Here is a 22,867-nt window from a genome sequence, read left to right as displayed (position 1 = left end):
GTGGGTGTGCGGGTGCGGCGTTGGTGGTGGTTGGGGTTGTGGGGGCGGGGTTCCCTCCTCGGTCGGACACCCGTTGGGCGTACCAGGGCCCCGGGTGGGGTGTCCAGGCCGGGCCGCTGCGCGGTCGCTGCGCGAGCCTGGACACCCCACCCGGAACCCTGGTCCGGCAGGAGCTGTCCGACCGAGGAGGGAACCCCGCCCAGGGCCCGCTGTGGCCGGGCCCGGCCGGGCTGGTGCGGGTCGGCGTGGTGGGAAAAGGGCAGGCCAGGGCGGTTCTCTGGCTTGACCCGACTCTCAGAACATGGTTTAATTAGTGATGTCGGAAGGGGGGGCAACACCCCAGCCGGCCACCGGGTGAACGTCCCGGCGGAACCTCTCACCGCAAGGAATGCGAAATGAAGAAGGTCAAAAGCGCTATCGCCCGGGTCGGCGATTATCTCTGGCCCCCCACTGTGCATATCGCTTACGAGTGTGGCAAATGCACCTTGAAGGCTGAGATTAGCGGGGATGAGCCATACGTTCTATCCACATTCAAGGTAATCATCGCGCACAAATGCTCGGCAGTGGACGAATCCGAATAGCCAGTCGGGGAGGGCAACACCCCGACCAATCGGCAGGCCGACCGGCCGCCGACACCCCTCTCACCAGGAGAAACACATGGACCAGCCGACTACCGTCGCAGACCTCGCCCACCCGATCGCCATCGCGCTCGGAGGCAACTGGCGACCGCAGCAGGCGCTCCACGGCGTCCGGGAGTTGACCCACGCCGCTACCCTCACCCACTTCGACGGCCGACAGCTCCACCTCTCCGAGCGCTACGACGACCCCGGCCACCTCCACATCCGGGGCGCATTCCCCGCCACCGACTACCCGTTCCGCAAGGGTGAGCGCGACAGCGTCCGGGCCGCCATGGACCAGGAGGCTGAAGTCATTGCCGCCCTGATCTCCGGAGACTTCATCGACACGCACCGCGACACCCACGGGCGCGTGAAGGAGCACAATCGCCAGCAGGCCGAGACGCGGCGGGACGTCGAGGAACTCGCCCGCGACATGGCCGCCCGCCTCCCCGGGGCCAGGACCCGCATCGACGGGACCAGCGCCTACCTATACATCAACCTTGAGCCCGGAGAAGTCCGAATCGGAATCGAAGGGGACACCGTCAATGTCATTCTCAATGACTCGCCCCGGATCATCGCGGACGCCGTCGTGTTCGCGGTGAGCCGATTCCTCCCGGATATCCAGACGCCGCAGGACGAGCGTGGGCAGCACGCCGAAGAATTCACCCTCTGACCTCTCCGATGGTCCAGGTGGCGCGCTCCAGGGGCGCGCCACCCCTCACTGAAAGGCCACGAGATGAGCGCCGACCTGTTCGTTATCAATCCGAAGTGGACCGTGCAGGCCCCACATCTGCGGTGCACTCTGAAAAGGGCACTCGCTGCCCAGCCGGAACAACGCGTGTGGTCCGGAACCGAACACATCAACAACGCCGGGGCAATGGCCTACGGCGGAGAGCTTCCCGATTCCGGCCCGTGGCACCTTGACCGCTCCCAGCTCCGCACGCTCAAAATCGCCATCGAATGGCGCAGGGCCAAGCGGGACGCCAGTGGCCAGACGACCGCCCCGGACATCCTCGAACACTGGAAGGAAATTGAGGACGAGGTCATAGAGGCATACCGGGGAGCGTGCCACGAAGAAGGGCTGTACTGGATTTGAGGACTTGCCCAGCATCTAGAAACATGGTTTAATTAGACATGTCGGAAGGGGGCAATACCTCGACCGACAGTGGCGGGCCAGTCGGCCCGGCCGCCCGAATTCTCACCAGGGAGACCAGGAAATGCCCGGCAAGCCGAAGATGACCGATGACGAGCGCCGCGCCTACAGTGCCCGGATGCGTGGCGAACTCGAAGGCGTGATGGACCGCGCGTACGGCGCGATGGTCGCCGACGAAGGGTTCTGGGTCGCCGTCATGCGCACGGCCGCCACCCTGGCCGACCGCAGCCCCGTCAACTGCATCGCCATCGCCGCCCAGCACCCCCACGCGACCCGCGTACTCAGCTCCGGCGACTGGCGCAAGGCCGGGCGGTTCCCCGCCAAGGGGTCCACCTCCATCCGCATCTGGACCCCGATCCGGCGGCGGACCGACGACGCCCAGGCCACCGCCGAGGTCAGGCCCCGGGAAGCCGCCCGCGACGCCGCCGCCGAGGGGGAGGGGCGCAAGGTGTCCGGCTTCAAGGCCGGGCCGGTGTTCGACATCAGTCAGACCGAAGGTGACGCCTACGAGCAGCCCGCCCCCGCCCCGCTCGCAGCCGAGACCGTCCGGGACGTCCTGCTCACCCAGTACCGCGACTGGTATCACGAGGACCCCGAGCAGGCCGGAGGGTACGACTTCAGTCGGGAGGCCCCCGACGCCGCCGCGCGCATCCTGCTGTACGGCCACGCCTGGCGACGCATCACCGAGGCTGACGCCCCCCTGCCTGGCCAGCATCTCGCCGAGGTCGCCTCAGCCGCCCACGTCGCCGAGCTCATCCTAGGAATCGCCCCCGGCCCGGCCGTCATGCCCCCGCTCGCGGGCATCATCACCCAGGACAAGAAGCCCCCCGTGCACGAGTCCGCCGTCCGCGTCATCGAGACCGGCCGCGCCATCGCGCAGGCCGTCACCGCCGCCGCCGAGCGCCGCCGCGAACTCGTTGCCACCGGTTGACCCAGAACTAGAAACATGGTTTAATTAGTGATGTCGGAAGGGGAGGGCAACACCCCGACCGACACCCCCCGCCGGGGCCGACCGGCCCCGGCGGAACCTCTCACCAGACAGGACACGACATGCTCACCACCGACCAGGCCCCCACCGTCCAGGACTTCCCCGCAGCCACCCTGGTGAACGCCGGACCCTGGTTCCGGAGCCACCAGCTCGACCCCCGCCCGGCCATCGTCGTCGGCCCGTTCGGGGGCCCGGAGTTCGCTGACACGGCCGAAATGGTCGTCGTCTGGTACTTCACCATCGGCGCACCTATCCCCGGGGACAGCGTCCAGGCGATGTTCCCCCACGAGCTGACGCCGCTTGACGACACGCTGACCACCATGGACACGGGCAGGTTCTGCGACATCGCCACCAGCCTGCCGCTCGGCCGGTTCCCCTACAACCAGGGGAACGACCTCACCGCCGCCGTGAATCGCGCGGTCCGCGAGCGGATCGAAGCCGCCCCGGCCACCCGCCGAAACTGACCCAAGGCCCCGCCGGTCCGGGGGAGGGCAACACCTCCGGACCAGCGGGCCCCCACACCCGAGCAGACACCCCTTCGGGGCGGCAGCAGCACGGTCCGGTGCGTTCACCGCCGCCGGCCGACTCCGCCTAGCGGCTCCGCCGACCGACGGCGGGCACCGGACCGCGAAGGACGCGCCCCGCGGGGGCGCGACAGCCCTTGCCGTCGCGCAGGGCGCGACGGCGGCGGACCGCTCGTCCCTCACGGCCCGCCCCCGGTGGTGCTCACCGCTTCCAGCACCCCGCCCGCCCTCCGGGCGGCCAAAAGACTCTCACCAGAAAAGACCAGTTCGATGACCATCCAGATCACCCACACCCGCCGAGAAGGAACCCTGATCGACGGCACCAGCCGGGGCGACGGCTCAGCCGACATCCTCAAACTCCGCGAGTACGGCCGCACCCAGCGCCAGCCCTTCCGCTGGAGCCGCAACCTCGACTGCTGGTACCTCCCGCACAGCCGCGACCACGCCACCTACACCCCCTCCCTCGAACTTCTCGCCCAGCGGCTGCGGGACGCCGGCCTCGACGCCACCTTGACGATCGACAACGCCGACCGCCGCACCTTCGCCGAGGCCGAACAGGGCCGGGAAGACCGGGCCGAGGCCCGCGCCGACCGCTTCGAGGGGTACGCCGACAACGCCGCCCGCAACTCCCAGGCCGCGTGGAAGTCCGCCCACGACATATCCGAGCGGTTCGAATTCGGCCAGCCCATCCTTGTCGGCCACCACAGCGAGGGCCGCGCCCGCCGCGACAGGGCACGGATGGACACCTCGATGCGCAAGAGCATCAGCGAAGGCGACCGCGCCCAGCACTGGGCCGACCGCCAGAAGGCCGCTGCCAGCTACGAGCAGTTCCGCACCAACCCCGGCACCACCCTCCGGCGCCTGGACAGGCTGCGGGCCGACCTCGGCGCCGTCGTGAAGTGGCAGCGCGGCGAGTCAGCCAAGGGGTACACCCGCAACCCCGCCAACCCGGAACTGACCATCGAGCACGAGGAGCTGACCGAGGAAATCGCGCACTGGGAACAGGTCATCAAGGACGCCGAAGCCAAGGGCTTCAAGGTCTGGACGCGCGCCGACTTCAAGCGCGGTGACTTCGCCCTCCACCGAGGCACCTGGTACGAGATCCTGCGCGTCAACCCCAAGTCCGTGACCATCCGCCACATCTTCAACGGCACCGGCAAGACGGTCGTCCGCGCCACCGACGACGGCTACGACGGGTGGACCTCCACCGCCCCCTACGACGACATCTCCGGGCGCAAGAGCGCCGACGAGATGCAGCAGCCGCCTAAGGCCGCCGAGCACCAGGGGGAGGCCGAGCACTCCCCGTTGGTCGAGGAGCCGCTACCGGCGGCCGAGACGTGCCCCATGTGCTACTCCAGCCAGTGGCGCGCGGACATACGCCGCTGCGGTCACTGCCACCACACTCCCGACGGGAAGCCGACTCCCGCATCGGCCCCCGCCGCAGGAGCGAACTGGCCGGAGGGCATGGCGCTGGTGCTCATCGCCTCGAAGAACTCCCACCGCTCCCGCAAGCGCGCCCTGTGGGCGATGACCCGCCACGAGGCACAGGCCGTGTGCGGCGACCCTCGCACCTCCGGCCGCTCGTACATGCTCACCTGGACCGACCGCCCCGGCACCGAAGGCGCCGACTGGGAATGGGTACCGGACAACGGGAGCCTCGACCCGGTCCTCTCGGACCTGGGCATCACCCCGCGCCGTACATGGACTGCCGCCCCGCAGGCCCCGGCCGCCGCCGCGTAACGACCGCCGACCCGCCCCGGCGGCCGAGCGCCCCGGGGCGGGCCCCTCCGTCACCAGAACAGGGCACCACCATGAGCATCCAGCTTCTCGAACGACCCGTCGCCCCCACCTTCCCCGCCACCGAGCCGGACGACCAGCATGCCCCGGTCCCCGGTCAGCCCGACCACCACACGGCCGTCCGCGAAACCACGGAACCGGGCACCCTCCAGGCCGCCATGCCCTACCGCATCGGAGCCCCGGACTCCGCAGGTCGCTACCCCGTGGTCATCGGTCAGGACCAGGTGATCGGCCGCGCCCACCGGTGGAGCCGTGACTGGTGGGTCGAGACCAGCGAGGGGGAGACCAATCTCGGCCGCCCGGACAAGGGTGTTCCCGGCGTCGAGATGGCCGCCGCCCGCCTCGCCGAGAAGTACGCCGCCGGAGAGATCACCGCCATCCCGCTGGACCAGATCCGCGCCGAAGTGCTCCAGTCGCTGACCGGCCCCGTACCGCTGCTGCACCCGCGGATGCCCGTCAACGACCGCAACACCAAGAGCGCCGAGACCGCGTTCGCCGGACTCGCCGTCCTCCGCTGGCGCCCGGTCCTCACCGGATTCCCCGGCAGCGACAACCACTGGGTCCTGCTCTGTGAGCTGTGCGGGTGGGTCGGCCCCAAGTTCTGGTCGCACTTGCGCGGGCGCAACGGCGGATTGCCGAGCCTCCACCGCCACGAGGGCGGATGCGTCGGCCCGGACCGCGTCCGCGAACTGATCCCCGCCTACCAGCAGTAGCAGGCCGACCCGCCGGGGGCGGCGCACCGCCGCCCCCGGCACCACCGAACGGACACCACCCACCATGCAGACCCGCTACAGCCCCGAAAGCCTCGTCATCGCCGACACCCCGGCCGCCATCCTCGAATGGGCCGCCCACCACATCGAACACGTCGGCATCCACCACGGGCCGCGCCTGTTCGACGGCCCCGGCCGCACCGCCACCCTGCCGTGCTGGCCCCGCGGCGCGCTCGAAGTCGCCGCCGGCCGCGCGCGCGGAAGCGCCGGCCGCACCTACGACTGGGACCGCATCAACCACGCCCTTGACGAGGCGTTCGCCCTGCTCGCCGGGACCCTGACCGGCCACCCCGCCGCCGACGCCGACGACCCCACCGCCGCGAAGGACCGGCACCGCGATGTCATCGACCGGTGGAGCGCCGAGCCCGGCCGCACCGCCGCCGATGCCGCCCGCGCCTTCCGCGCCGCCGCCGCCCGCGCCGACCACGCCCTGTTCTGACCGGCCCTGCCCGCCACCCCGACACTCCGAGAGCCAGCGCGATGGACCAGACGACCACACTCCGCAGCACCACCGGCGTCCCCAGCCGACGGGGAGCCGCCACCCCGAGCAAGGACGGCGTCCACCGGATCGGCGTGCCCCTCCAACCCCGGCTCAGCGCGACCGAGCTGATCCGCATACTCCTCGCGGCCCCCGTCGAGACCGACCTTCACACCCTCGACCCCGTACAGGTCCGCGCGATCATCGCCGATGTGCTCACCCGGCACGGCTACGAGGTACTCGACCGCTCCCCGTACGACCCCGGCCACGACCGCCACCAGGACGCCCGCCGCGCGATCCGCCGCGCCTACGGCCCGCGCTTCCAGGACTCCCCGGCAGAACAGGCCGCACTCGCCGACCCCCTACGCGACGTGCTCACCGCCGAGGCGGGCGACCGGCCGTGACCCCGACCACCGCCAGGCCGACCGGCGCCCGAGCCCAGCAGACGAACTACTGGCGGGTGCGCAACGGGCGGACCCCCGACCCCACCGACGGTGCACCGCAAACGTGGCACATCCGCCATGGCCACCCCGGCGGCGAGTACAGCGACCTCGGACACGAACTCGACCCGCCTGAGCACCACGCCCCGACCCTGCTGACCCGCAGCCGGCGAACCGGCCGCAGGGAAGAAGAGGAGTTCCGTGGCGGGTGCCTGGCTTGCGGCTGGGAGGGCCCCGTCCACCGAGGCGCCGGGTACGGCGATGGCGACAACGAGTCCGTGGAGGACGCCCACGACCACGCCTTCCCCGGCTGGCGCGAACTGCCGCCCCTCACCACCGTTGAAGACCGGTGGGCACTCCCGCGCGACCGGAGGCGCTGGGCACAGCTGACCTCCCGCTACCCGCCGGGGTGGCTGGACCGGGGCGCCCCGCTGGTGGCCTGGAGCCGCCGCCGCGAAGCCCACGCACCCCCGCACCGTGGACGCCCCCGCTACGAACTCCGCGTCGCCCGGCCGCCCGCCAACCCGAGCAACCGCCCAGCCGACCAGGAAGCCCTGTTCTGATGACCGTTGCCCACCTGGCCAGGGCCCCGCCGCCCCGGATCAAAGATGGTTCAATTACTCCGCCGACAGCGGAGCGGGCAACCTCCGCCCCGGCGGGTGCCGAACCGGCACCCGCACCACCAGACAACAAAGGACGGCCAGCACACATGGGCAACACGGTGCTGGCCGTCCGGTGTTCTCTCACCAGAAAGAACTCCACCATGCTATGGGATCGACACGCCGACTGTCCCCAGCCCGGCGACACCGCCCAGCTCAAGAGCGGTAACAGCATCGGTGCCGACAGCACCGCCAGATTCGTCATAGTCGAGGACTTCCCCCGGACCGGCCGGCACCTCGTGCTCAACCTCCCCGCCGACCACCCAGCCCGCGACGACTGGGCCGCCGCCGTCCCCCTGGACGAGATTGCCGCCCTCACCCGGCTCGAACCCACCGGGAGCCGCACGTGGACGCCGGCCCCGGACCCGGACGAACTCCAGTGACCCACCCCCAGCCGCCACTATCCCGAATGGGAGACGACCGTGCCCAGCAAGACCGGCCGCACGCTCTACTCACGAGCGGACCTGCGCAAGGTCCACAACATCAGCGAACCTACGCTCCAGAACCTCTGGACTGACCGGGAGAACAACGGGCACCCGCCCGCGGAGCTCATCGACGGCGTCATGCACTGGGACGGCGACGTCTGGGCGAGGTGGCACCACGAACTCCAGCGCCAGCGGGCAGCCATGAACACCACGAACCCGCCGAAGCTCGACGGGGACCCGGAGGAGATGGTGGGCCCGGCCGAAGCGGCGAAGATCTGCGGGTTCGCCGACTCCGCTACCGTCTCGCACTACGTCAAGAACCCGCCCGAGGGCTGGCCCGACCCGGACGACTGGGACGAGCTGCCGACCCGGAGGCGCCCGAAGTGGAAGCGCTGGCGGCTGTGGCAATACCTCGCCGACCGCAAGGGCCGCGGCCACGCCGGCGGACGCCCGTCGGGCCCCCGCGCCAGGGTGGCCTACCCCTACCAGGGCGACGAACGGCTCACCCTCGCCCGGCAGGCCATCGCCGCCAACCCGCAGGTGACGAACGCCGACCTGATCCCCGAACTCCAGCAGCAGACGGAGAAGACCTACTCCCGCCCGACCTGGAACAACATCCTCAAGTCCGCCCGCGAGCACCCCGAGGAGTAACCGTTGCCCGACAGCCGCTGTCCACGCTGCGCAGGCCCGCTCGGTGACCGGCCTGCCCGTTCTCGGCTGACCGCCGACCGGGAAGTCCTCATCTGCACCACGTGCGGGACGGACGAAGCCGTGCGCGATGCCCACGGCCAGGCGCCCGTGCCGTTCGGCGAATGGCCCCTGAACACCTAGCCCCCTTGCCGAGAGACCGCCCGGTGGCCTCAGAAGGTCCCCGCTCCAGCTCCTGGAGCGGGGACCTTCCTGTATCACCAAGTAACGGCAGGACGGTGGACCCCTGCCGGTCGCGTCCGGCCCGGGGAGCCGGACACCTGGCCAGCCCTTCGCGCGGCCCGGCGGCGCGGGGAAGAGCCGACGCTGATCGGTACGGTCGCGGACGCCCGGCGAGTCCGCCAGCCTCGACCGGCCGCGAGCGGTCCACCGCACCAGGACCCGCACCGCACGCCGACCTCCGGAGCCGCAGCGACCTCCATACGCACCACCCTGCTGAGCACGGAGTTCCCACCCCACGGACTTGCTCCCGAGGTAACAGTCCCCCAGGACATCAGGCTCGACCGAGCCTGATCCACAGCATCGACCAGCCCGTTTGGAAAGCCCGAGGCACCCTCAGCTGATCATGATCTTGAATTTAGAGGACCAAGGTATCGTCACTTCGTGACGATACAATCCTCAAAGACGACCGGATCTGACCGGAAGAGCGCGGGGGGTGAGCGGGCCGATGGCGTGGGTGACCATGATCGGCCCGAGCGACGAGCAGGTTGAGTACCGCCTCACCGGCGGCCACGGATGCGGAAAGACGGTCCTGGTCGACGCCGCCCCTCTCGTCGCCGCGATCGAGGCCAGGGCAGAAGAAGCCGGGACCACCGTCGCCGCCCTCCTCGGCCCCACCGAGGCCAAGAAGGCGTACTTCCGGGCCCGAACCCAACTCCGGAACGCCAAGAACGCGCGGTTCACCGGGTTCGACGCCGTCGAGGTCGCCGCCGCAGCCGGCCTCAACGCCCGCGACCTGTACGGTGACCAGACCCTTCCCCAACCTGCCGCAGATGGACAGGTGGACTACCACCTCGATGCCAGCGAACGCCCCCTCGTGTGGATCGGCAGCGGCCTCACCGAGTTCGGCATCACCCCCGGCAGCATCCTCGCCGCCCAGCACTTCCAGGCCGCCCGGCGCCTCATGCGAGGCGAAGACCCCCGTACCGGCCAGACCCTCGTGGAACCCATGGTCGCCATCGCCCCGGCCGCGAAGCTGCCCGCCGCCCCGCTGGTCCGCGCGATCCGCCGCGCTGCCGCCGAGCGCAGTGTGAGCCCCGCGAGCCTGCTGGACTCGAAGCGGAAGAAGGACGCCTTCCGCCGGATGGAGAACCAGCTCCAGCGCTTCGGCGAATCGCACCGCATCCCGGCCTCCACCCTGCTCAAGCTCGCCGACGCCGTCGGAGTCGACGCCGTCGCCCTGTACGGCGAAGCCGCGTTGCAGAAGGCCGTCGCCGCCGAGGCGGGCGGACGCCTCGATGCCCGCGCACTCCTGAGCGCCGTCGAAGCCCGCGCTGCCGAGACCAGCCAGCAGCCCGCCGACCTGTTCACCGCCTCGTCCATGAAGCGCCGGTACGCCCAGACCGCACGCGAAGGCGAACGCCGCCTCCGTGACCTACCCATGGACGTCCGCGAAGCCGTCGCCATGGCCAAGGCCGCAGGACTCGCCCCCGAGAGCGTCTGGGACGCCGAGGAGATCAAGGCCGCCCTCCTCGAAGGACGGGTGCAGATCGGCAACCGCGGAGCTGACGTCACGCTCGACCTTGCGAAGTCCAAGTCCGTGCTGCTCGCCTACGCGCCCGAGGAGATCGCCGCCCAGGTCGAAGACATCTACACCACCGCCGGCCGCGAGTCCATCAGCGCGCTGGAGCGGTGGACCGCCTACGGCATGCGCGGTCGCAACGGCGACGGCGCCCAGGCAGCGACCGTGAAGACCAGCGGCTTTTCCGGCTGGATGATGGTGCACCGCGCCGCCCGGCCCGTCGACGGCGCCCCGTTCGGCGACCCCCACTTCCACCTCCACTTCACGCTCGCCAACATGGCCAAGGGAGTTGACGGCCAGTGGTCGACCGTGGCCGCTGGAGGCCGTGACCTCAACCGCCACGCGCGTGCCACCCAGTCCCTCATGAACGCCCGCATCCGCAGGGAGCTCACCGACACCTTCGGCATCACCTTCCGCCGCGAAGAGCGCACCGGCGCGTGGGAGATCGCCGCGATCCCCGAGGCCACGATCCGCCTGTTCAGCAAGCGCGACAGCCAGGTGCGCGACCTGCTGACCAAGCTGGGCATCGACTACGGCAGCGCCACCACCCGCGAGCGCACCGCAGCCTCTACCGCTTCCAAGGCCGCGAAGAACGGCGAGGCCGCCGGCGTCGAGGACGATGTCCTGCGCGCCTACTGGCAGGCCGAAGGCCGGGCTGCGGGCGACGACCCCGACGCCATCGCGGCCAGCGCCATCGAGCAAGCCCGGACCGGCCAGAACCCGGGCCTGGACGAGCTGTGCGCCCAGGTCTTCGACCCGAAGACCGGGCTGACCAGCCACTCCAAGGAGTTCAGTCACGCCGCCGCCATCTCCGCCGTCCTGGACGCTCTCCCGTACGGCGTCGCGGACGCCGACGAAGCCGAACAGCTCACCAACTCCGTGCTGCGGCACGCCGGATACGCGGTCAAGCTGAACCCCAAGGGCCCCCAGCACTTCGCTCACGCCGACCGCTACACCACAGCCGACGTGGTCGCTGCCGAATCGCTCATCGCCAGCGAGACCACCAACCGCCTGAACGAGCAGGCCGCCGTCGTCACCGGCGACACCGTCGCCATGACCCTGTCCGCCGTGGAAGCCCAGCACGGCGGCGAGTTCCAGTTCTCCGCCGAACAGCGCGCCGTCCTCGAACGGCTGCTGACCGCCGGCCACGGCATCGACGGCGTCGAAGGCATCGCAGGAGCGGGCAAGACCACGATCATGAACACCGCGAGGGTCGCGTGGGAGGCCAACGGATTCGTCATCGCCGGTGCCAGCACGGCCGCCGTCGCCTGCGCGAACCTCAAGGCCGAAGCGGGCATCACCAGCCGCACTCTCGCGTCCTGGCTCACCGGTATCCGCACCGGAGGCCCCGGCCTCAACGGCGTTGACGTCTTGGTCGTGGACGAGGCCGCGATGTGCGATGACCGCGACATCGCCGAGCTACTGGCCCACGCAGCGAAGACCGGCACGAAGATCGTCGCCGTTGGTGACCCCAAGCAACTGCACTCGCCGGGCATCGGCGGGTCCTTCGCCGCCATCCACAAGATCGTGGGCGGGCTCAGCCTCACGGAGAACTTCCGGCAGCGGGACACGATCGAACGCCGGGCGCTCGCCCTGTGGCGCGACGACAACCGCACGGACGCGCTCCGAACCTTCGCCGGAACCGGCCGTGTCCACGCCCTCGCGGACAAGGACGAGACCCTCGCCGCGATGCTGACCGTCTGGGCGGACAAGCGCGCCGCGCACACCGACGACCACACCGCCGTGCAGCAGCTTCTCATGCTCGCCTCTACCAACGAGGTCGTCGACGAACTCAACCTCGGTGCCCGCGCGATCCGCAGGGCCAGCGGCGCCCTCACCGGGCCCGACCACCTCTTCGCCCTGGCCGGCGGCGGCGAACTGGCGCTGTCCGTCGGAGACCAGGTGCTCCTCCGCGCCAACGACTACCGCAGCAAGCGGACCAGGGGCGAGAGCGAAGACGTGCTGAACGGCTTCCGCGGACTGGTGATCGCGGTGGACGAGGACCGCCGGGTCCTGGTCGAGTGGCGCACGAAGACCGAGGACGGCGGCCACCGCGACGTCGCCGAATGGGTCGACGCCGACTACATCGCACGCGGCGGACTCACCCTCGGATACGCCATCACCGGCCACAAGAGCCAGGGCCTCAGCGTCGAGGAAGCCCTTGTCTACGGTCCTGGCGCGCAAGCCAACGCGCTCTACACGATGATGAGCCGCGACAAGAAGGAGACCCACCTCTTCCTGCCGCTGTCCGTCTATGAGACCGACGCCGACCGCGCCCGCAACGGCGCCGCGCTCACCGACCAGGAACAGCTTGACCGAGCCGTCGCGGGCCTCATCCGCGAAGTCGAGACCGGCACCGAGGAACGAATGATCCTCACCGAACTCCCCACGGCCGCCGTCCCCGCCCATGTCCGGCACATCGTCCCCGACCTACCGATCCCGCGCGCCCCCGGCACCGGAGAGACCGTCGAACCGGACGACATCGAGGCCGCGCCGAAGCCCGAACCGCGCCGCACCACCGGCACCGTCGACCGAACGGCGGTGCCCGCCGCAACCTCGGAGCCCCGGCCTGCGGCTTTCGCCCGCCCGTACGCCAACCTCTCCAGCCAGGCCCTGCGCGACGCCGCACGCAAGGCCGCCGCAGCGGCACGCGCCACGAGCACGGCTGCCGACAAGGCCGAGGCCGCCGCGGACCGCGCCGAGCAGAATGCGGCGGCTGGAACCGGCCCCAACGTGCTCGCGCTCAACCGCCGGCACCAGGACGTTTCCGAACGCGCCGAAGCGATCCGCGACGTGCGCGCCCTGAAAGCGACCATCGCCGAGCATACGGCCCGGCTGCACGGTACCCAGGACCGAATCAGCGGGATCGAGCAGCAGTTGGCAGCCACCGGAAGGTTCGGTCGCCCCGTACTGCGCGGAGACCAGCGGACCGCCGTCGAGGCCGAGCGCGAGGGCCTCGTCCGGACCCTCCACACGACTGAGCAGGAACTGGAGAGCGCGAACGAGCAGCTCCGCGAAGTCGCCCACCAGGCCGGTCCCGCTGATGAGCACGAAGCGGTACTCGCCGAAGCCGGCCTGCCGAAGGAGAAGAAGGCCGCCCTGCTGCGGCGTGCCCAGGACAAGGACACCGAAGCGGCCAAGTCTCTCCGCACCGAGGCCATGAGGGCTCGCCGTACAGCGCAGACCGCCGACGGCCGAGCAACCGGTCTCCGGGCCGAACTGACCCTGCGGGCCGACCACAGCCGACAGCCGGCCGACCCGGCGGAAGCAGCAGCCCCGCTGCCGCAGCCCGAATCCCCGTACACCAGGTACGCGAGTGCGGAAGATCCGAACTCGTACGAGGTTCCGGAAACTCCGTTGGCTGCACCGCTGCCGTAGGAACGCCGACAATCATGGCGTCATGCGCCTACGTCCCCAGAGTTGGGGACGAGCGGGTCAGGTCAGCAGTAGCAGCCCGTCCCAGTGCAATTGCCGGGCACCGTCGAGGGCGCGGTGGTGGGTGGCCAGGGCGAGGGCCGTGCCGGTGCGGCCGGTGAGAAAGCCGATCGCCGGACCGCTCCAGTTCGTGGAGGCGATCGTGTGTTCGGCTGCTGCTGCGGCGAGAGGCAAGTGGCCGAGCCGGATGGCCACCTGGAGTACTCCCGCGCTGCCGTGGCAGAGCCCCGGACCGCTCGTGTCCCAGCTGGACGGCGGACGGCGGGCGAGGCTGTCGAGGGCTCGGTGAGCCAGGGCGAGGAGAGTGGGCTCCATGAGGGCACGGCCGGCGTGGTGGAGGGCAACTGACATGCCGGGGGTGCCGTAGCACCAGGCGTCGCGGCGGCCCGGAGTGGCGGCCAGACGCTTGGTGTCCGGTGGGTGTGCGAGGTCGTCGCCGCTGACGTACGGGGCCCAGGACGGGCCAGGAACAGCCCAGTTGAGAAGCCAGTGAGCTGCGGTGGCGATGGCCTTCTCCTGGTCGGGGACGGAGTTGCCGGCCTGGTGCGCGAGGGCGAGCAGGGTGAGGGGTCCGGCGATACCGTGCGCTGTTCCGGTGCTAGCGGTACCGGAGGGTGGAAGAGCGCCGGGGACGGACAGCGCATGGTCTTCCGCCCGGACCCACCAGCCGGGTCGGCCCGCGTCGTCGGTGGTGGTGATCAGGTTGGTGAGGGTGGTGAGAGCGGCGGACAGCCCCGGCCCGGCCTCTGGGAGGCCGAGCTGTACGGCGGCGAGGAGCGTGCGGCCGATCCCGGCCAGGCCCTTGATGATGTCGTAGACGCCCCACACGGTTCCGGCTCGGCCCGCGAGCAGCCGCTTGGCCTGATGTTCGGCCAGGCCCTGGGCGCGGGCGGAGAGCCAGGCGGCGGCGCGGCCCAGGGCTTCGTGCTGCCGCCTGGCGTCGGGCAGGTAGGCGCTGCCGTAGATGAGGGAGGCGGCCAGGGCGCCGGGGCCGGAGTAGATGCCGTCCGGTCGGGAGTTCGCGACGGCTCGGGCGGCAGCGGTCCAGTGCCGCTCGGCGGCGTCAATCAGCGCGGTGTCGCCGTCGGCCAGGACAGCGAGGAGGAGTGCGGTGCCGGGCAGGCCGTCCGCGAGGGTTGCGGCGGCGCCGGGGTTCAGCCCGGCGGCCGCGTCCTCGGGGTCGAAGACGGCGGCCACAGTCTCCTCGACCAGCAGGAGGGGGTCAGGCATGACGAAGAAGGTCGGCGGCGAGGGAGCGGGCCAGGTGCTCGTGGATGCGGTCGGTGCCGAGGAGGCGGTTGCAGTGCATGTGGATGACGTCGGAGGCGCACAGTCGCGCCACCTCGTCGGCGACGAGGGGCCGGTAGGCGGTCAAGGCATCCATCAGGGACTTCCACGGCCCGGTGAGGGCACCGGGGATGGTGGCCGTCCGGCACCCGACCCGCAGGGCCTCGCGGTGGCGGCGCAGGCCGGCCGGGAGGGGGCGGGGTCGGGCGGCGGTGGGAGTGCTGAGGGTGCGTGCGATGGCGGCGGCGGTGTGGGCGGCGAGGATGAGCCGCTGGTCGTCGCCGTGGGCGGGGAGGGCGGCGAGGACGAGGGCGGAGTCGGCGGCGAACACCGCTTCGGCCGCGCCGATCGCGTCGGGCCCGCCGTAGCGCTGGGTCTCGCGCTCGTACGGCGCGACGGTGAGGCGGCCATTGGTCAGGTGCTGTTCGGCCAGCCGCTCGGCGAGGTCGGCGGCTTCCTGCTGCACAGAGGCCAGCATCTCAGGGGCGCCGTGATAGCGCAGGCGCAGGTGGGGGCCGAGGTCGGGGGTGGTGTACCGCAGCCAGTAGAACAGCGAGCCCGGGTGCTCAGGGAGTTGGGCGAGGACGGCGTCCTGGTGCCGGACGGGGACGGGCAGGGCGAGAGAGAGCCAGGCGCTGCCGGGCAGATAGGCGTCGGTGTTCCGGGGCCGGGCGGCGGCGCGGGGGTCAAGCGGCACTGACCGCGCGGCTTGGTGCTGCTGGCGCAGGGTGACGACGAGTTCGAGGTGATGGCGGCCGTCCGGACCGTGCACTGGCGGTTGCCCCGGCAGCACCTCGCTGACGGTGCGGCATCCGCGGCGGACACTGCGCCGCAGCAGCTCGCGGTGGTCCGCGTCGCGCAGGTCGATGGGCAGGTGCCGGTCGCTCTCCTCGATCACTACCTGCTGCGGTATGGGCAGGGTGGGGCGGGCCAGCCAGTCGTCCAGGTGGGCGTGCCAGCGGTCGCGGTGCTCGACCAGCGCGGCCAGGCCCGGGGGAAGGAGCCAGCGCTGCGGGGCGAGGACCGTGGAGCGGTAGGTGACGCGCGGGGTGTAGGGCGCGAGGGCGGCGGGGCCCCAGGACCAGGGGTGCCAGGGCCTCTCGTCCGCGTGCCCGATCAGGTGGAGGAGCTGGGCGGCCGGAGGCAGGAGCGCGCGGGTGATCCTGCTGAGCAGCACCGGCCGGACCAGACAGCCGAGTTGGCGGGAGTAGAGAGCGAGATGCCCGGCCGCGGTGGTGGTGATGAGCAAGGTTCGGGGGTCGAGGTCCCGGGAGTCGGTGAGGGGCAGGCCCACCGGGATGCGGTACGCCGTCCCACCACTCTCCACCGCCAGGGCCCCGGTGCTGGCGGTGAGGGGGCGGCAGACGATCTCCGCCAGCACTGGGTCAGCGCCGGCCTGCTGCTCGGGGGAGAGGTCAGGCAGGTAGCGGGCGAGGCGTCCAGCGGCAGACCCGGCGTCCTGCGCCGCGTGGGTGCCGATGACCAGGGTGAGGTGGCCGCCCTTGTCTTCTCGGACACGGACGTGCGCCTCGGCCGTGCGCGGCGGCCGCGCGTCGCTGTCGTGGGCGAGCGCGTCCACCATCTCCTCGGTCAGCTCCACCTCGTGATCGCCGTGCGCTATCGCCGTGGTGAGCAGCGCGAGGAGGAGATGGGCGCGCCGGTCGTCCAGGTCGGAGCGGGCGCCGATCGCGTCTTCCGGTCCGGGCGGGCCGATCCCGGTGGCTGGGTCGACGGCATCGAGGAGTGGGACGAGGCGGTGCGGCCCGTACACGTCCCGGAACCTCGCTGTCCAGGCGAGCAGCGGCGCCGTGCGGTGGCCGATGCGCCAGAGCACGTTGACCGTCCGCGCAGTCTCCCTCCCCACCGTGGTCGGGAGACGGAGTTCGGCCTCGCCGATGGTGTCGCAGGTCAGCGGGCGGGCGGTGGCGTGGATCGCGTCGGCCGCGCAGCGGGCGGCGCGCAGAAGAGGCAGGCGCTCGGGCGTACCGGGCCGGTGCCGGTCCGCACCGGCGAGCAACGCGCGCAGGTCGAGGACGGCTTCGCGCAGGCCGGCAGTCGGGGGCAGCCTTGTGGCGAGGTGGCCGAGCGGGTCGCGGGAGAGGTCAGCAGGCAGGAGATCGGTCAGGAGCAGGCCGGTGCGGACCAGCGAGGTGATCGCGGCCTGGACAGCGGCGGTGTCGGCGCCGGGCCAGTGCTTGAGCATCGCGCGGATGACCCGCGAGGCCGGGGCCCCGCCGGCCCGGCTGCACTCGCGCATGAGCCAGCTGGATACCTCGGTCACCCGAGCCGTGCCCAGCTGCGCCGAGCCGTCCGGCCCCGGGTGCTCGACCTCCAGCACCGCGCCGCGCTGCAGCGCGGTCGGGTTGGCGAAGAGACGGAGGTGGTCGAGCCCGTCCGCCAGCTCAAGGGCGCGGTCGGCGACGGCCGCGAGCCAGGCCGGGTTGGGGAGCGTGGCACAGCGGTGCTGTTCCCCCAGCAGCAGGACCGGTTCCCCAGGCACCAGGTGCGCAGTAGCGGCGGCGGCCCAGACACCGTTGGGGGTGGTGCGGGTGCGGGCGCGCAGCTCGTAGGCAGCCCGCGCGAGCGCGCCGCCAGCGGCGCCGTCGAGGTCACGGGAGGCGAGGAACAACCCCTCGGTGATCAGTCCGCCAGCCTTCGGGCTGTCTGCCGCCAGGAGCGGGAGGCGGGCGAGTGCCACCGGGTCGGGTACGAGACGGCTACGCACGGACGGTTCCCCCTGGTCGAACGGCCGGGTAGGCGGCACCGGTGCCGCCGGTGCCGCCCACCCGTGCGCTACTACAGCTGGCCCGGGATCAGGCAGCCACTGGTCGGCCCGGCCGGGGGCGATTCCCCGCAGCCATCACCGGTGGTATCGCCCTCGGTGTCCGCGTAGTTCTCACGCACACCGGTCAGCGGCGTGTTCACCGCGTCGAGCGCGAAGGCGTCCAGCAGTGCGGTGGTCATGGTGCGTCCTCCTTCCATCGTCCGTTTGGGGATGGTGCGCCCGGACCGCGCGGGTCCGGGAGTTTGGGTGGCCGTCAGTCCTTCGGCCAGGTGAGGACCAGCGGCGCGCCGGGCCGGTTCAGCGCTCGGCCGGGGGCCATGGTGGCGGGATCGGTGCCCTCGGCGTAGACGTGGAGGACGGGGCCGGGACGTCCCCGGTGGTCCCGGTCCCACTCCCGCAAGCTCTCCACCAGCGTCTCGGCCAAGGTGTGGTCCTCGCCGTGGAGGACGACTCCGTACTCGTATCGGCCGCTCTGCCCCTCAACCGGACGCATCGTCACGTAAGCCGCGGTGGTGGAGTCGGTGTTCCAGGTGAGCGGGGTGCCGCCGGACAGCGCCCGCAGGGCGGACTCCCCCGGGTTCGTCAGCAGGGTGCCGTAGGTGTCGAGGACGGTGGCGAACCACAGGTCGATGACGGGCCTGGTGCCCTCGCTCGCCCCCACCTCGACGCCGGACCAGTGCGGGCTGCCGGCGCTGTCGAGGACCTTCGTCAGGGACTCGGTGTCGAGCGGCTGGGTACCGTCGACCCGTACCCGGGTACCGGGGGTCAGCGCATGCATCTGGGTGGAGCTCGCCGCCTCCCCCCGCATCGCCACGAAGCCGCACGGTAGCCAACCGCCGCCGGTCCAGTGCCCCCGCCCGTCCGAGGTGAGAGCAACGAGGCGGCCGAGGCCGCGCACACGCAGCGGGACGACGAGCACGCCGTCGGGGGCGAGTTGGTCGAGCCAGGTCTGCTCGATCGCGGCCGCCTGCACAGTGACCTCGATCCGGTCGTACGGGGCCGCGTCGGGGACGCCGTGCGCGCCATCGCCGGTGACGATGCGGACGGCATCCTCCAGGCCAGCCGCTCGCAGGCAGCGGCGGGCGCGCTCGGTCACCGCCGGGTCGATATCGACGCTGGTCACCGCGCCCGCGTCGCCGACCAGCTGGTGGAGTAGCGCGGCGTTGTAGCCGCCGGAGCCGATCTCCATCACCGAGTTGCCCGGCTGGGGTCGCAGGTACTCCAGCATCTGCGCGACCAGCCACGGCGCGCTGACGGAGCTGAGGAGTCGGCCGTCGCCGTCGCGGTCGGTGGGGTGGTAATCGTCCTTGTACGCCTCGCTCAACTCGGCGTCCTGCACGAAGAGGTGGCGGGGGGTAGCCCGGAACGCGGCTGCGATCTCGGCGCTGGTGATCCTGCCCGCCCGCTCCAGCTGGGCGACCAGGTGGTTGTTCAGCTCCGCCGCCTCGGCGGCTAGCTCTGTGACGTCGCGGTCACTGACGGTCTTCATGCTGGGGAGCTTAGACACCGGCGGTCCCTTGAGGGGCAACGTCACGCGTAGTCAACACAGCTGCTGACTCCCAGGGCGACTAGTAGTGGAGAGGGTGCTCACCGTAATCAGCAGTCCGCACCCCGTTCTCCAGGGTTTCCGGCCAATCCCCGACTCCGCCAGGGCGCAGATCCACGGCTCGGCCGCGTTCACCCGATCCGGCACCCGGCCCGCGCCGACCCGCTGGGGTGGCCGTGACCAGCGGCGGGGCGGTTGCGGCGCTGTGCGCAATCGGAATCGTGGCTACGGCTGAATCTCGACGTCCCCAATTCGGGCAGGCTGCTGCGCTGCTGGCCGAGCGTGGCCACCCCTTATTCGGTGGCGGGACTGGTAGCCGGGACCTGCTGCTCAACCTCGTCGAACTCGCCGTCTGCGGCGCCGGCCTGGAACGCTTCCCACTCGCTGGGGGTGTAGACGAGGAGGGGGGCGCTGTGGTCCGCGCCGTGGCGCATCACCACGTTGCCGGTGCCGTCCTCCGGGAACGCTACCTGCGGCCCCTCGGTGTCTCCGGGTGCGCCGTACCAGGTGAGGCCCGCCAGCTCCTCCTGCGTGTACTTGGGCTTCGCCACCGGCGTGCCTTCGGCCTGGGGGTTCTCCGACATCTCGCTCTCCTTCAACTCGACGGTGGCCGACTGCCGGCCGCCCTGAGAATGAAGATGGTGGTGGCCGGCGAAGTCGTCGTCACCCGCCGCATCCTCGCAGACGACAGCCCGGCCGTGGTCAGAGGCTGCGCGGATCTGACCGTTCGCGCCCGCGGAGGCGCCGTGCGTCAGCTGGCGTCCAGCTGGTCGACCAGGTCGAGGAGAACGGCGAGGTGATCATCGGCAATGAGGCCGAAGCGGCGCATGGCTCGCGCGGCCGCTACCGGTTCCCACGAGGTGATGGCGGCCTTGAGCGCTTCCTTCCGGCGGGCCTCGGCCCAGCCCGCCAGGGACTCGGGCGAGAGCTTGTTGGTGTCGCTGGTACGGATGCGGCGTCCGTCGATCTTCGCCGTCTCCGCCGCCTCCTCGTTGAGACAGGGATTGCAGTCGACGGTGGCGCACCCCGGCTTCTCCACGTCAGTGTCGAGGAGGATGAAGCCGCAGCGAGAGCGGTCTGCGTTAGCCGCGTGCGTCGCCGCAGTCCTACTGCGCCCGGTCACCCGCCTCGGCCACTCCTTCAACGCCTCCGCCCGCCGCAGATTCAGGCGGGCGATGCGCGGGGGGTCGGTATAGATCGGACAGGTGCAGCCGGGTGGGTGGCTGAGCCTCATCGGGCGAATTCTCCAGGCAGCGGGCAGGCGTCCCAACTTGGGAACCCGCCAAGGGGCGGTCAAGGGTCGGGTGGGGGGAAGCCGTAGGTGGGCAGGTCGGCGATGCGGACCATGCAGTAGGTGGTGAGGCCGTCGGGGCGGTAGGTGCGTCGGTAGAGATAGGGCGTGGTGGTGCCGGGGGGCACCGTCACCCCCTCCACCGCGATTTCCTTGCCGACCGCGATGGCGAGGAGCGCGATGCCCAGCTCGGCCGTCTTCTCCACATCGGAGGGCGGGTCCGCTGGCCTGCGGTGTCTGCCCACGCCTAGCCCCCTGTGTCGGCTCGTCCTGGCCGCGACGACCGGCGCGGGGGCTGGGTGGCGGCCGGACGTCCGATCGGCTCAGCTCAGCTGACGTCCCTGGTGGGGCGGACGGCGGACGGGCTGTCGAACGCCTCCGCCACCGATACCCACCTCTGCGTCGAGGTGTGGGTGAGGAAGTCGGCGGTCCGGTGGGCGGCCGCGCGGGGCTCCTGCCTCTGCTGCACTGGGCCCTGCGGAAGGAACGCGCCGGACGGGTGTGCGGGCGGCTCTTGCCAGTGGGTGCCGCGCTTGCGCTTCGGCAGGTCGGCAGCCGCAACGGGCTCGGTGGTCTGATCGTGCGTCACGGTGTCCTCGTCTCGTTCCAGGGCGGGCGGTGCCAGGGGCGGTGGTACAGGGGGATGGGGGCACGGGGCGGCCGGGGCACCGCGGGGGGCGGGGCGAGGAATAGGGAGGGCCAGTGAGTGAGAGGCGGTTCGGCGGTGGGCCGGGCCGGGATGTCGGGGATGAGGAGGCCGGGGTGCTCCTCCGCCGGCTTCACCTTCTTCCGGGGTCGTGCGTGCGGACGCTTCGGTGCCGGTGCCGGCACCGGGCGCTCGGGCACCTTCGGGCGTTTGTCCGCCATTCCCGACCAGGTCCGCGGTCGCCACCCCGGTTGCTGCCCCTCCTCCTTCGTCACGATGCCGCTGCCTGCTCTCGGTCGGGGGCCCCGAGGTCGACCATTGCTGTCGTACTGGTGACCACCTGCACCCGGTGGTGCCGGGCATAGGAGGCCAGGCCCAGCGACAGCTTCGGCTCCAACCGCCCGGCGTGCCGGACGGTTGCGGCCAGGTGGTGAAGCAGCGGTGGGGTGATTCGCATTCGGCCCTGGAGCAGTCGGAGGTTGTCGAGGCCGTGCTCGGCCACCAGGCGCGCGGCGGTGATGAACTCCGGCTTCTCCACGAGACCTGCCATGGCGCGCACGGGGCCGGAGCCGGTGCAGACGACGACACCGTGGCTGGAGGCGCGGTTGATGTCGAAGGGGGAGGTAAGGACGGCGGGCATGGCGGGGTCGGTGGCAGCGACCAGCTCGGCCATGGCCTGGTGGGTGGTGTCGACGTTGTCGGAGAAGACCAGGCCGATGGTGCCGGTGCGCAGGTACTCGGAGCCATTGAGGGCCGACGTGACGTCGGCGTACCGCCCACGCTGGGGAACGAAGTTCACGCGTAGGCCGAGCGGTTGCTGCTGGCCGGCAGCCTGCTTCGCCAGTTGCCGGTAGCGCGCGGTTCCACCCGGACCGAACACCTGGCTGGCCCAGTCCGCGAGGCCGATGTAGTAGGGGTGGTGGACGACCACGGCCCGTTGCGCTCCGCCCGCTTCCGCCTCTTGGAGTACATGGACGATGCCGGGCCGTCCCTCGACCGGGCGAAATTCCTTCGGCATGAACGTGGACCACCCGGCCACCCTGGTTCCCAGTCCTCCGGCCGCGATGACCACGGCCGTGCTGTTCTGCGTCTTCATCGGATGGCCTCCGTGCGGGAGTTGGGTGGGAGTACGGTTCGCGGATGCATACGCGAGTGACCGGCATGGCCGTGAACAGTGACAAGCAGCTGCTGCTGCTTAACCAGGACACCGAGGGTGAGCGGACGTGGTCCCTGCCCGGCGGCAAGGTGGAGGACGGGGAGAGCCTGGAAGTAGCACTCCGGCGGGAGATGCTGGAGGAGACTGGCCTGGAGGTGAAGGTCGGCCGCCTCCTGTACGTCGCAGACGTCACCAAGGCGCACGTCGTGCACATCTCCTTCGAGGTCGAGGTGGTCGGGGGGACGATCGGGCAGGTGAAGGAGGGCGCCGACACCCGCCCGATCCGGGGTGTGGAGTGGGTGGCGTTGGAGGACCTGGCCGACCTCGGCTTCTCCGAGCGGTTCGTGGACCTGGCCCGCTCGGGGTGGACGGGGGCCGGGACCTACGTGGGCCCGAAGTCTGAGATCGGCCTCTGACCCCT

The 22,867-nt window shown here is 71.3% G+C and carries 22 protein-coding genes; 13 read left to right on the top strand and 9 right to left on the bottom strand.

The window, feature by feature from the left end; genetic code table 11:
• Positions 1-657 precede the first annotated feature (657 nt).
• The 12 genes from ABH937_RS14245 to mobF all read left to right on the top strand — a co-directional run bounded on the left by ABH937_RS14245 (position 658) and on the right by mobF (position 13,678).
• Complete coding sequence (locus tag ABH937_RS14245) at positions 658-1,290, top strand: hypothetical protein (protein WP_280664036.1); 633 nt, start codon at positions 658-660, stop codon at positions 1,288-1,290.
• Between the two features lie 63 nt (positions 1,291-1,353).
• Positions 1,354-1,713 (top strand): hypothetical protein, encoded by a 360-nt coding sequence (locus ABH937_RS14240; RefSeq protein WP_280664037.1) that lies wholly within the window; start codon positions 1,354-1,356, stop codon positions 1,711-1,713.
• Between the two features lie 121 nt (positions 1,714-1,834).
• Complete coding sequence (locus tag ABH937_RS14235; protein ID WP_370218334.1) at positions 1,835-2,701, top strand: hypothetical protein; 867 nt, start codon at positions 1,835-1,837, stop codon at positions 2,699-2,701.
• 119 nt (positions 2,702-2,820) lie between these two features.
• The gene (locus ABH937_RS14230; RefSeq protein WP_280663978.1) at positions 2,821-3,222 is read left to right on the top strand and encodes a DUF6409 family protein; all 402 of its coding nucleotides are present in this window, start codon (positions 2,821-2,823) and stop codon (positions 3,220-3,222) included.
• A 330-nt stretch (positions 3,223-3,552) separates the two neighbouring features.
• Positions 3,553-5,022 (top strand): DUF3560 domain-containing protein, encoded by a 1,470-nt coding sequence (locus ABH937_RS14225; protein WP_280663979.1) that lies wholly within the window; start codon positions 3,553-3,555, stop codon positions 5,020-5,022.
• A 71-nt stretch (positions 5,023-5,093) separates the two neighbouring features.
• The gene (locus tag ABH937_RS14220; RefSeq protein ID WP_280663980.1) at positions 5,094-5,792 is read left to right on the top strand and encodes a hypothetical protein; all 699 of its coding nucleotides are present in this window, start codon (positions 5,094-5,096) and stop codon (positions 5,790-5,792) included.
• Positions 5,793-5,856: 64 nt separating this feature from the next.
• The gene (locus ABH937_RS14215; protein ID WP_280663981.1) at positions 5,857-6,288 is read left to right on the top strand and encodes a DUF6197 family protein; all 432 of its coding nucleotides are present in this window, start codon (positions 5,857-5,859) and stop codon (positions 6,286-6,288) included.
• Between the two features lie 41 nt (positions 6,289-6,329).
• Positions 6,330-6,731, top strand: coding sequence for a DUF6181 family protein (locus tag ABH937_RS14210; protein ID WP_280663982.1), 402 nt, complete (start codon positions 6,330-6,332; stop codon positions 6,729-6,731).
• Positions 6,728-7,330: a DUF6349 family protein gene (locus tag ABH937_RS14205; RefSeq protein ID WP_280663983.1), complete on the top strand. Its 603-nt coding sequence runs from the start codon at positions 6,728-6,730 to the stop codon at positions 7,328-7,330. The genes ABH937_RS14210 and ABH937_RS14205 overlap by 4 nt, the downstream gene beginning before the upstream one ends.
• Before the next feature lie 146 nt (positions 7,331-7,476).
• The gene (locus ABH937_RS14200) at positions 7,477-7,809 is read left to right on the top strand and encodes a DUF6211 family protein (protein WP_370218332.1); all 333 of its coding nucleotides are present in this window, start codon (positions 7,477-7,479) and stop codon (positions 7,807-7,809) included.
• A gap of 39 nt (positions 7,810-7,848) precedes the next feature.
• Positions 7,849-8,502 (top strand): hypothetical protein, encoded by a 654-nt coding sequence (locus ABH937_RS14195; protein WP_280663985.1) that lies wholly within the window; start codon positions 7,849-7,851, stop codon positions 8,500-8,502.
• 724 nt (positions 8,503-9,226) lie between these two features.
• The gene (gene mobF / locus ABH937_RS14190) at positions 9,227-13,678 is read left to right on the top strand and encodes a MobF family relaxase (protein ID WP_280663986.1); all 4,452 of its coding nucleotides are present in this window, start codon (positions 9,227-9,229) and stop codon (positions 13,676-13,678) included.
• A 57-nt stretch (positions 13,679-13,735) separates the two neighbouring features.
• On the opposite strand, the gene ABH937_RS14185 is transcribed toward mobF, so the two are convergent.
• The 9 genes from ABH937_RS14185 to ABH937_RS14145 form a co-directional block, all read right to left on the bottom strand.
• Positions 13,736-14,965: a lanthionine synthetase C family protein gene (locus tag ABH937_RS14185; protein ID WP_280663987.1), complete on the bottom strand. Its 1,230-nt coding sequence runs from the start codon at positions 14,963-14,965 to the stop codon at positions 13,736-13,738.
• Positions 14,958-17,747, bottom strand: a complete 2,790-nt coding sequence (locus tag ABH937_RS14180; protein WP_280663988.1) for a lantibiotic dehydratase — start codon at positions 17,745-17,747, stop codon at positions 14,958-14,960. Before ABH937_RS14180 ends, ABH937_RS14185 begins: the two co-directional genes overlap by 8 nt.
• A 71-nt stretch (positions 17,748-17,818) precedes the next feature.
• A complete protein-coding gene (locus ABH937_RS14175; RefSeq protein ID WP_280663989.1) occupies positions 17,819-17,986 on the bottom strand; it encodes a hypothetical protein in 168 nt (55 codons plus the stop codon).
• Positions 17,987-18,060: 74 nt separating this feature from the next.
• The gene (fxlM, locus tag ABH937_RS14170; RefSeq protein ID WP_280663990.1) at positions 18,061-19,296 is read right to left on the bottom strand and encodes a methyltransferase, FxLD system; all 1,236 of its coding nucleotides are present in this window, start codon (positions 19,294-19,296) and stop codon (positions 18,061-18,063) included.
• A gap of 350 nt (positions 19,297-19,646) precedes the next feature.
• A complete protein-coding gene (locus tag ABH937_RS14165) occupies positions 19,647-19,937 on the bottom strand; it encodes a DUF397 domain-containing protein (protein WP_280663991.1) in 291 nt (96 codons plus the stop codon).
• Between the two features lie 167 nt (positions 19,938-20,104).
• Complete coding sequence (locus tag ABH937_RS14160; protein ID WP_280663992.1) at positions 20,105-20,587, bottom strand: hypothetical protein; 483 nt, start codon at positions 20,585-20,587, stop codon at positions 20,105-20,107.
• A 59-nt stretch (positions 20,588-20,646) separates the two neighbouring features.
• The gene (locus ABH937_RS14155; protein ID WP_280663993.1) at positions 20,647-20,889 is read right to left on the bottom strand and encodes a hypothetical protein; all 243 of its coding nucleotides are present in this window, start codon (positions 20,887-20,889) and stop codon (positions 20,647-20,649) included.
• An 83-nt stretch (positions 20,890-20,972) separates the two neighbouring features.
• Positions 20,973-21,233, bottom strand: coding sequence for a hypothetical protein (locus tag ABH937_RS14150; RefSeq protein WP_280663994.1), 261 nt, complete (start codon positions 21,231-21,233; stop codon positions 20,973-20,975).
• 328 nt (positions 21,234-21,561) lie between these two features.
• Positions 21,562-22,386 carry a hypothetical protein gene (locus ABH937_RS14145; protein WP_280663995.1) on the bottom strand — a complete coding sequence of 275 codons (825 nt, stop codon included), beginning with the start codon at positions 22,384-22,386 and terminating at the stop codon, positions 21,562-21,564.
• Positions 22,387-22,430: 44 nt separating this feature from the next.
• Here ABH937_RS14145 and ABH937_RS14140 point away from each other — a divergent pair, with 44 nt between their 5' ends.
• Entirely contained in the window at positions 22,431-22,862 is a 432-nt protein-coding gene (locus tag ABH937_RS14140) for an NUDIX hydrolase (protein ID WP_280663996.1), read from the top strand.
• Positions 22,863-22,867 lie beyond the last annotated feature (5 nt).

Source organism: Kitasatospora sp. GAS1066B, assembly GCF_041262605.1.
In the GTDB taxonomy this organism is placed as follows: Bacteria; Actinomycetota; Actinomycetes; order Streptomycetales; family Streptomycetaceae; genus Kitasatospora.
The sequence above is the reverse complement of the archived record's forward strand: the minus strand, read 5'-3'. Positions and strand labels throughout refer to the sequence as shown.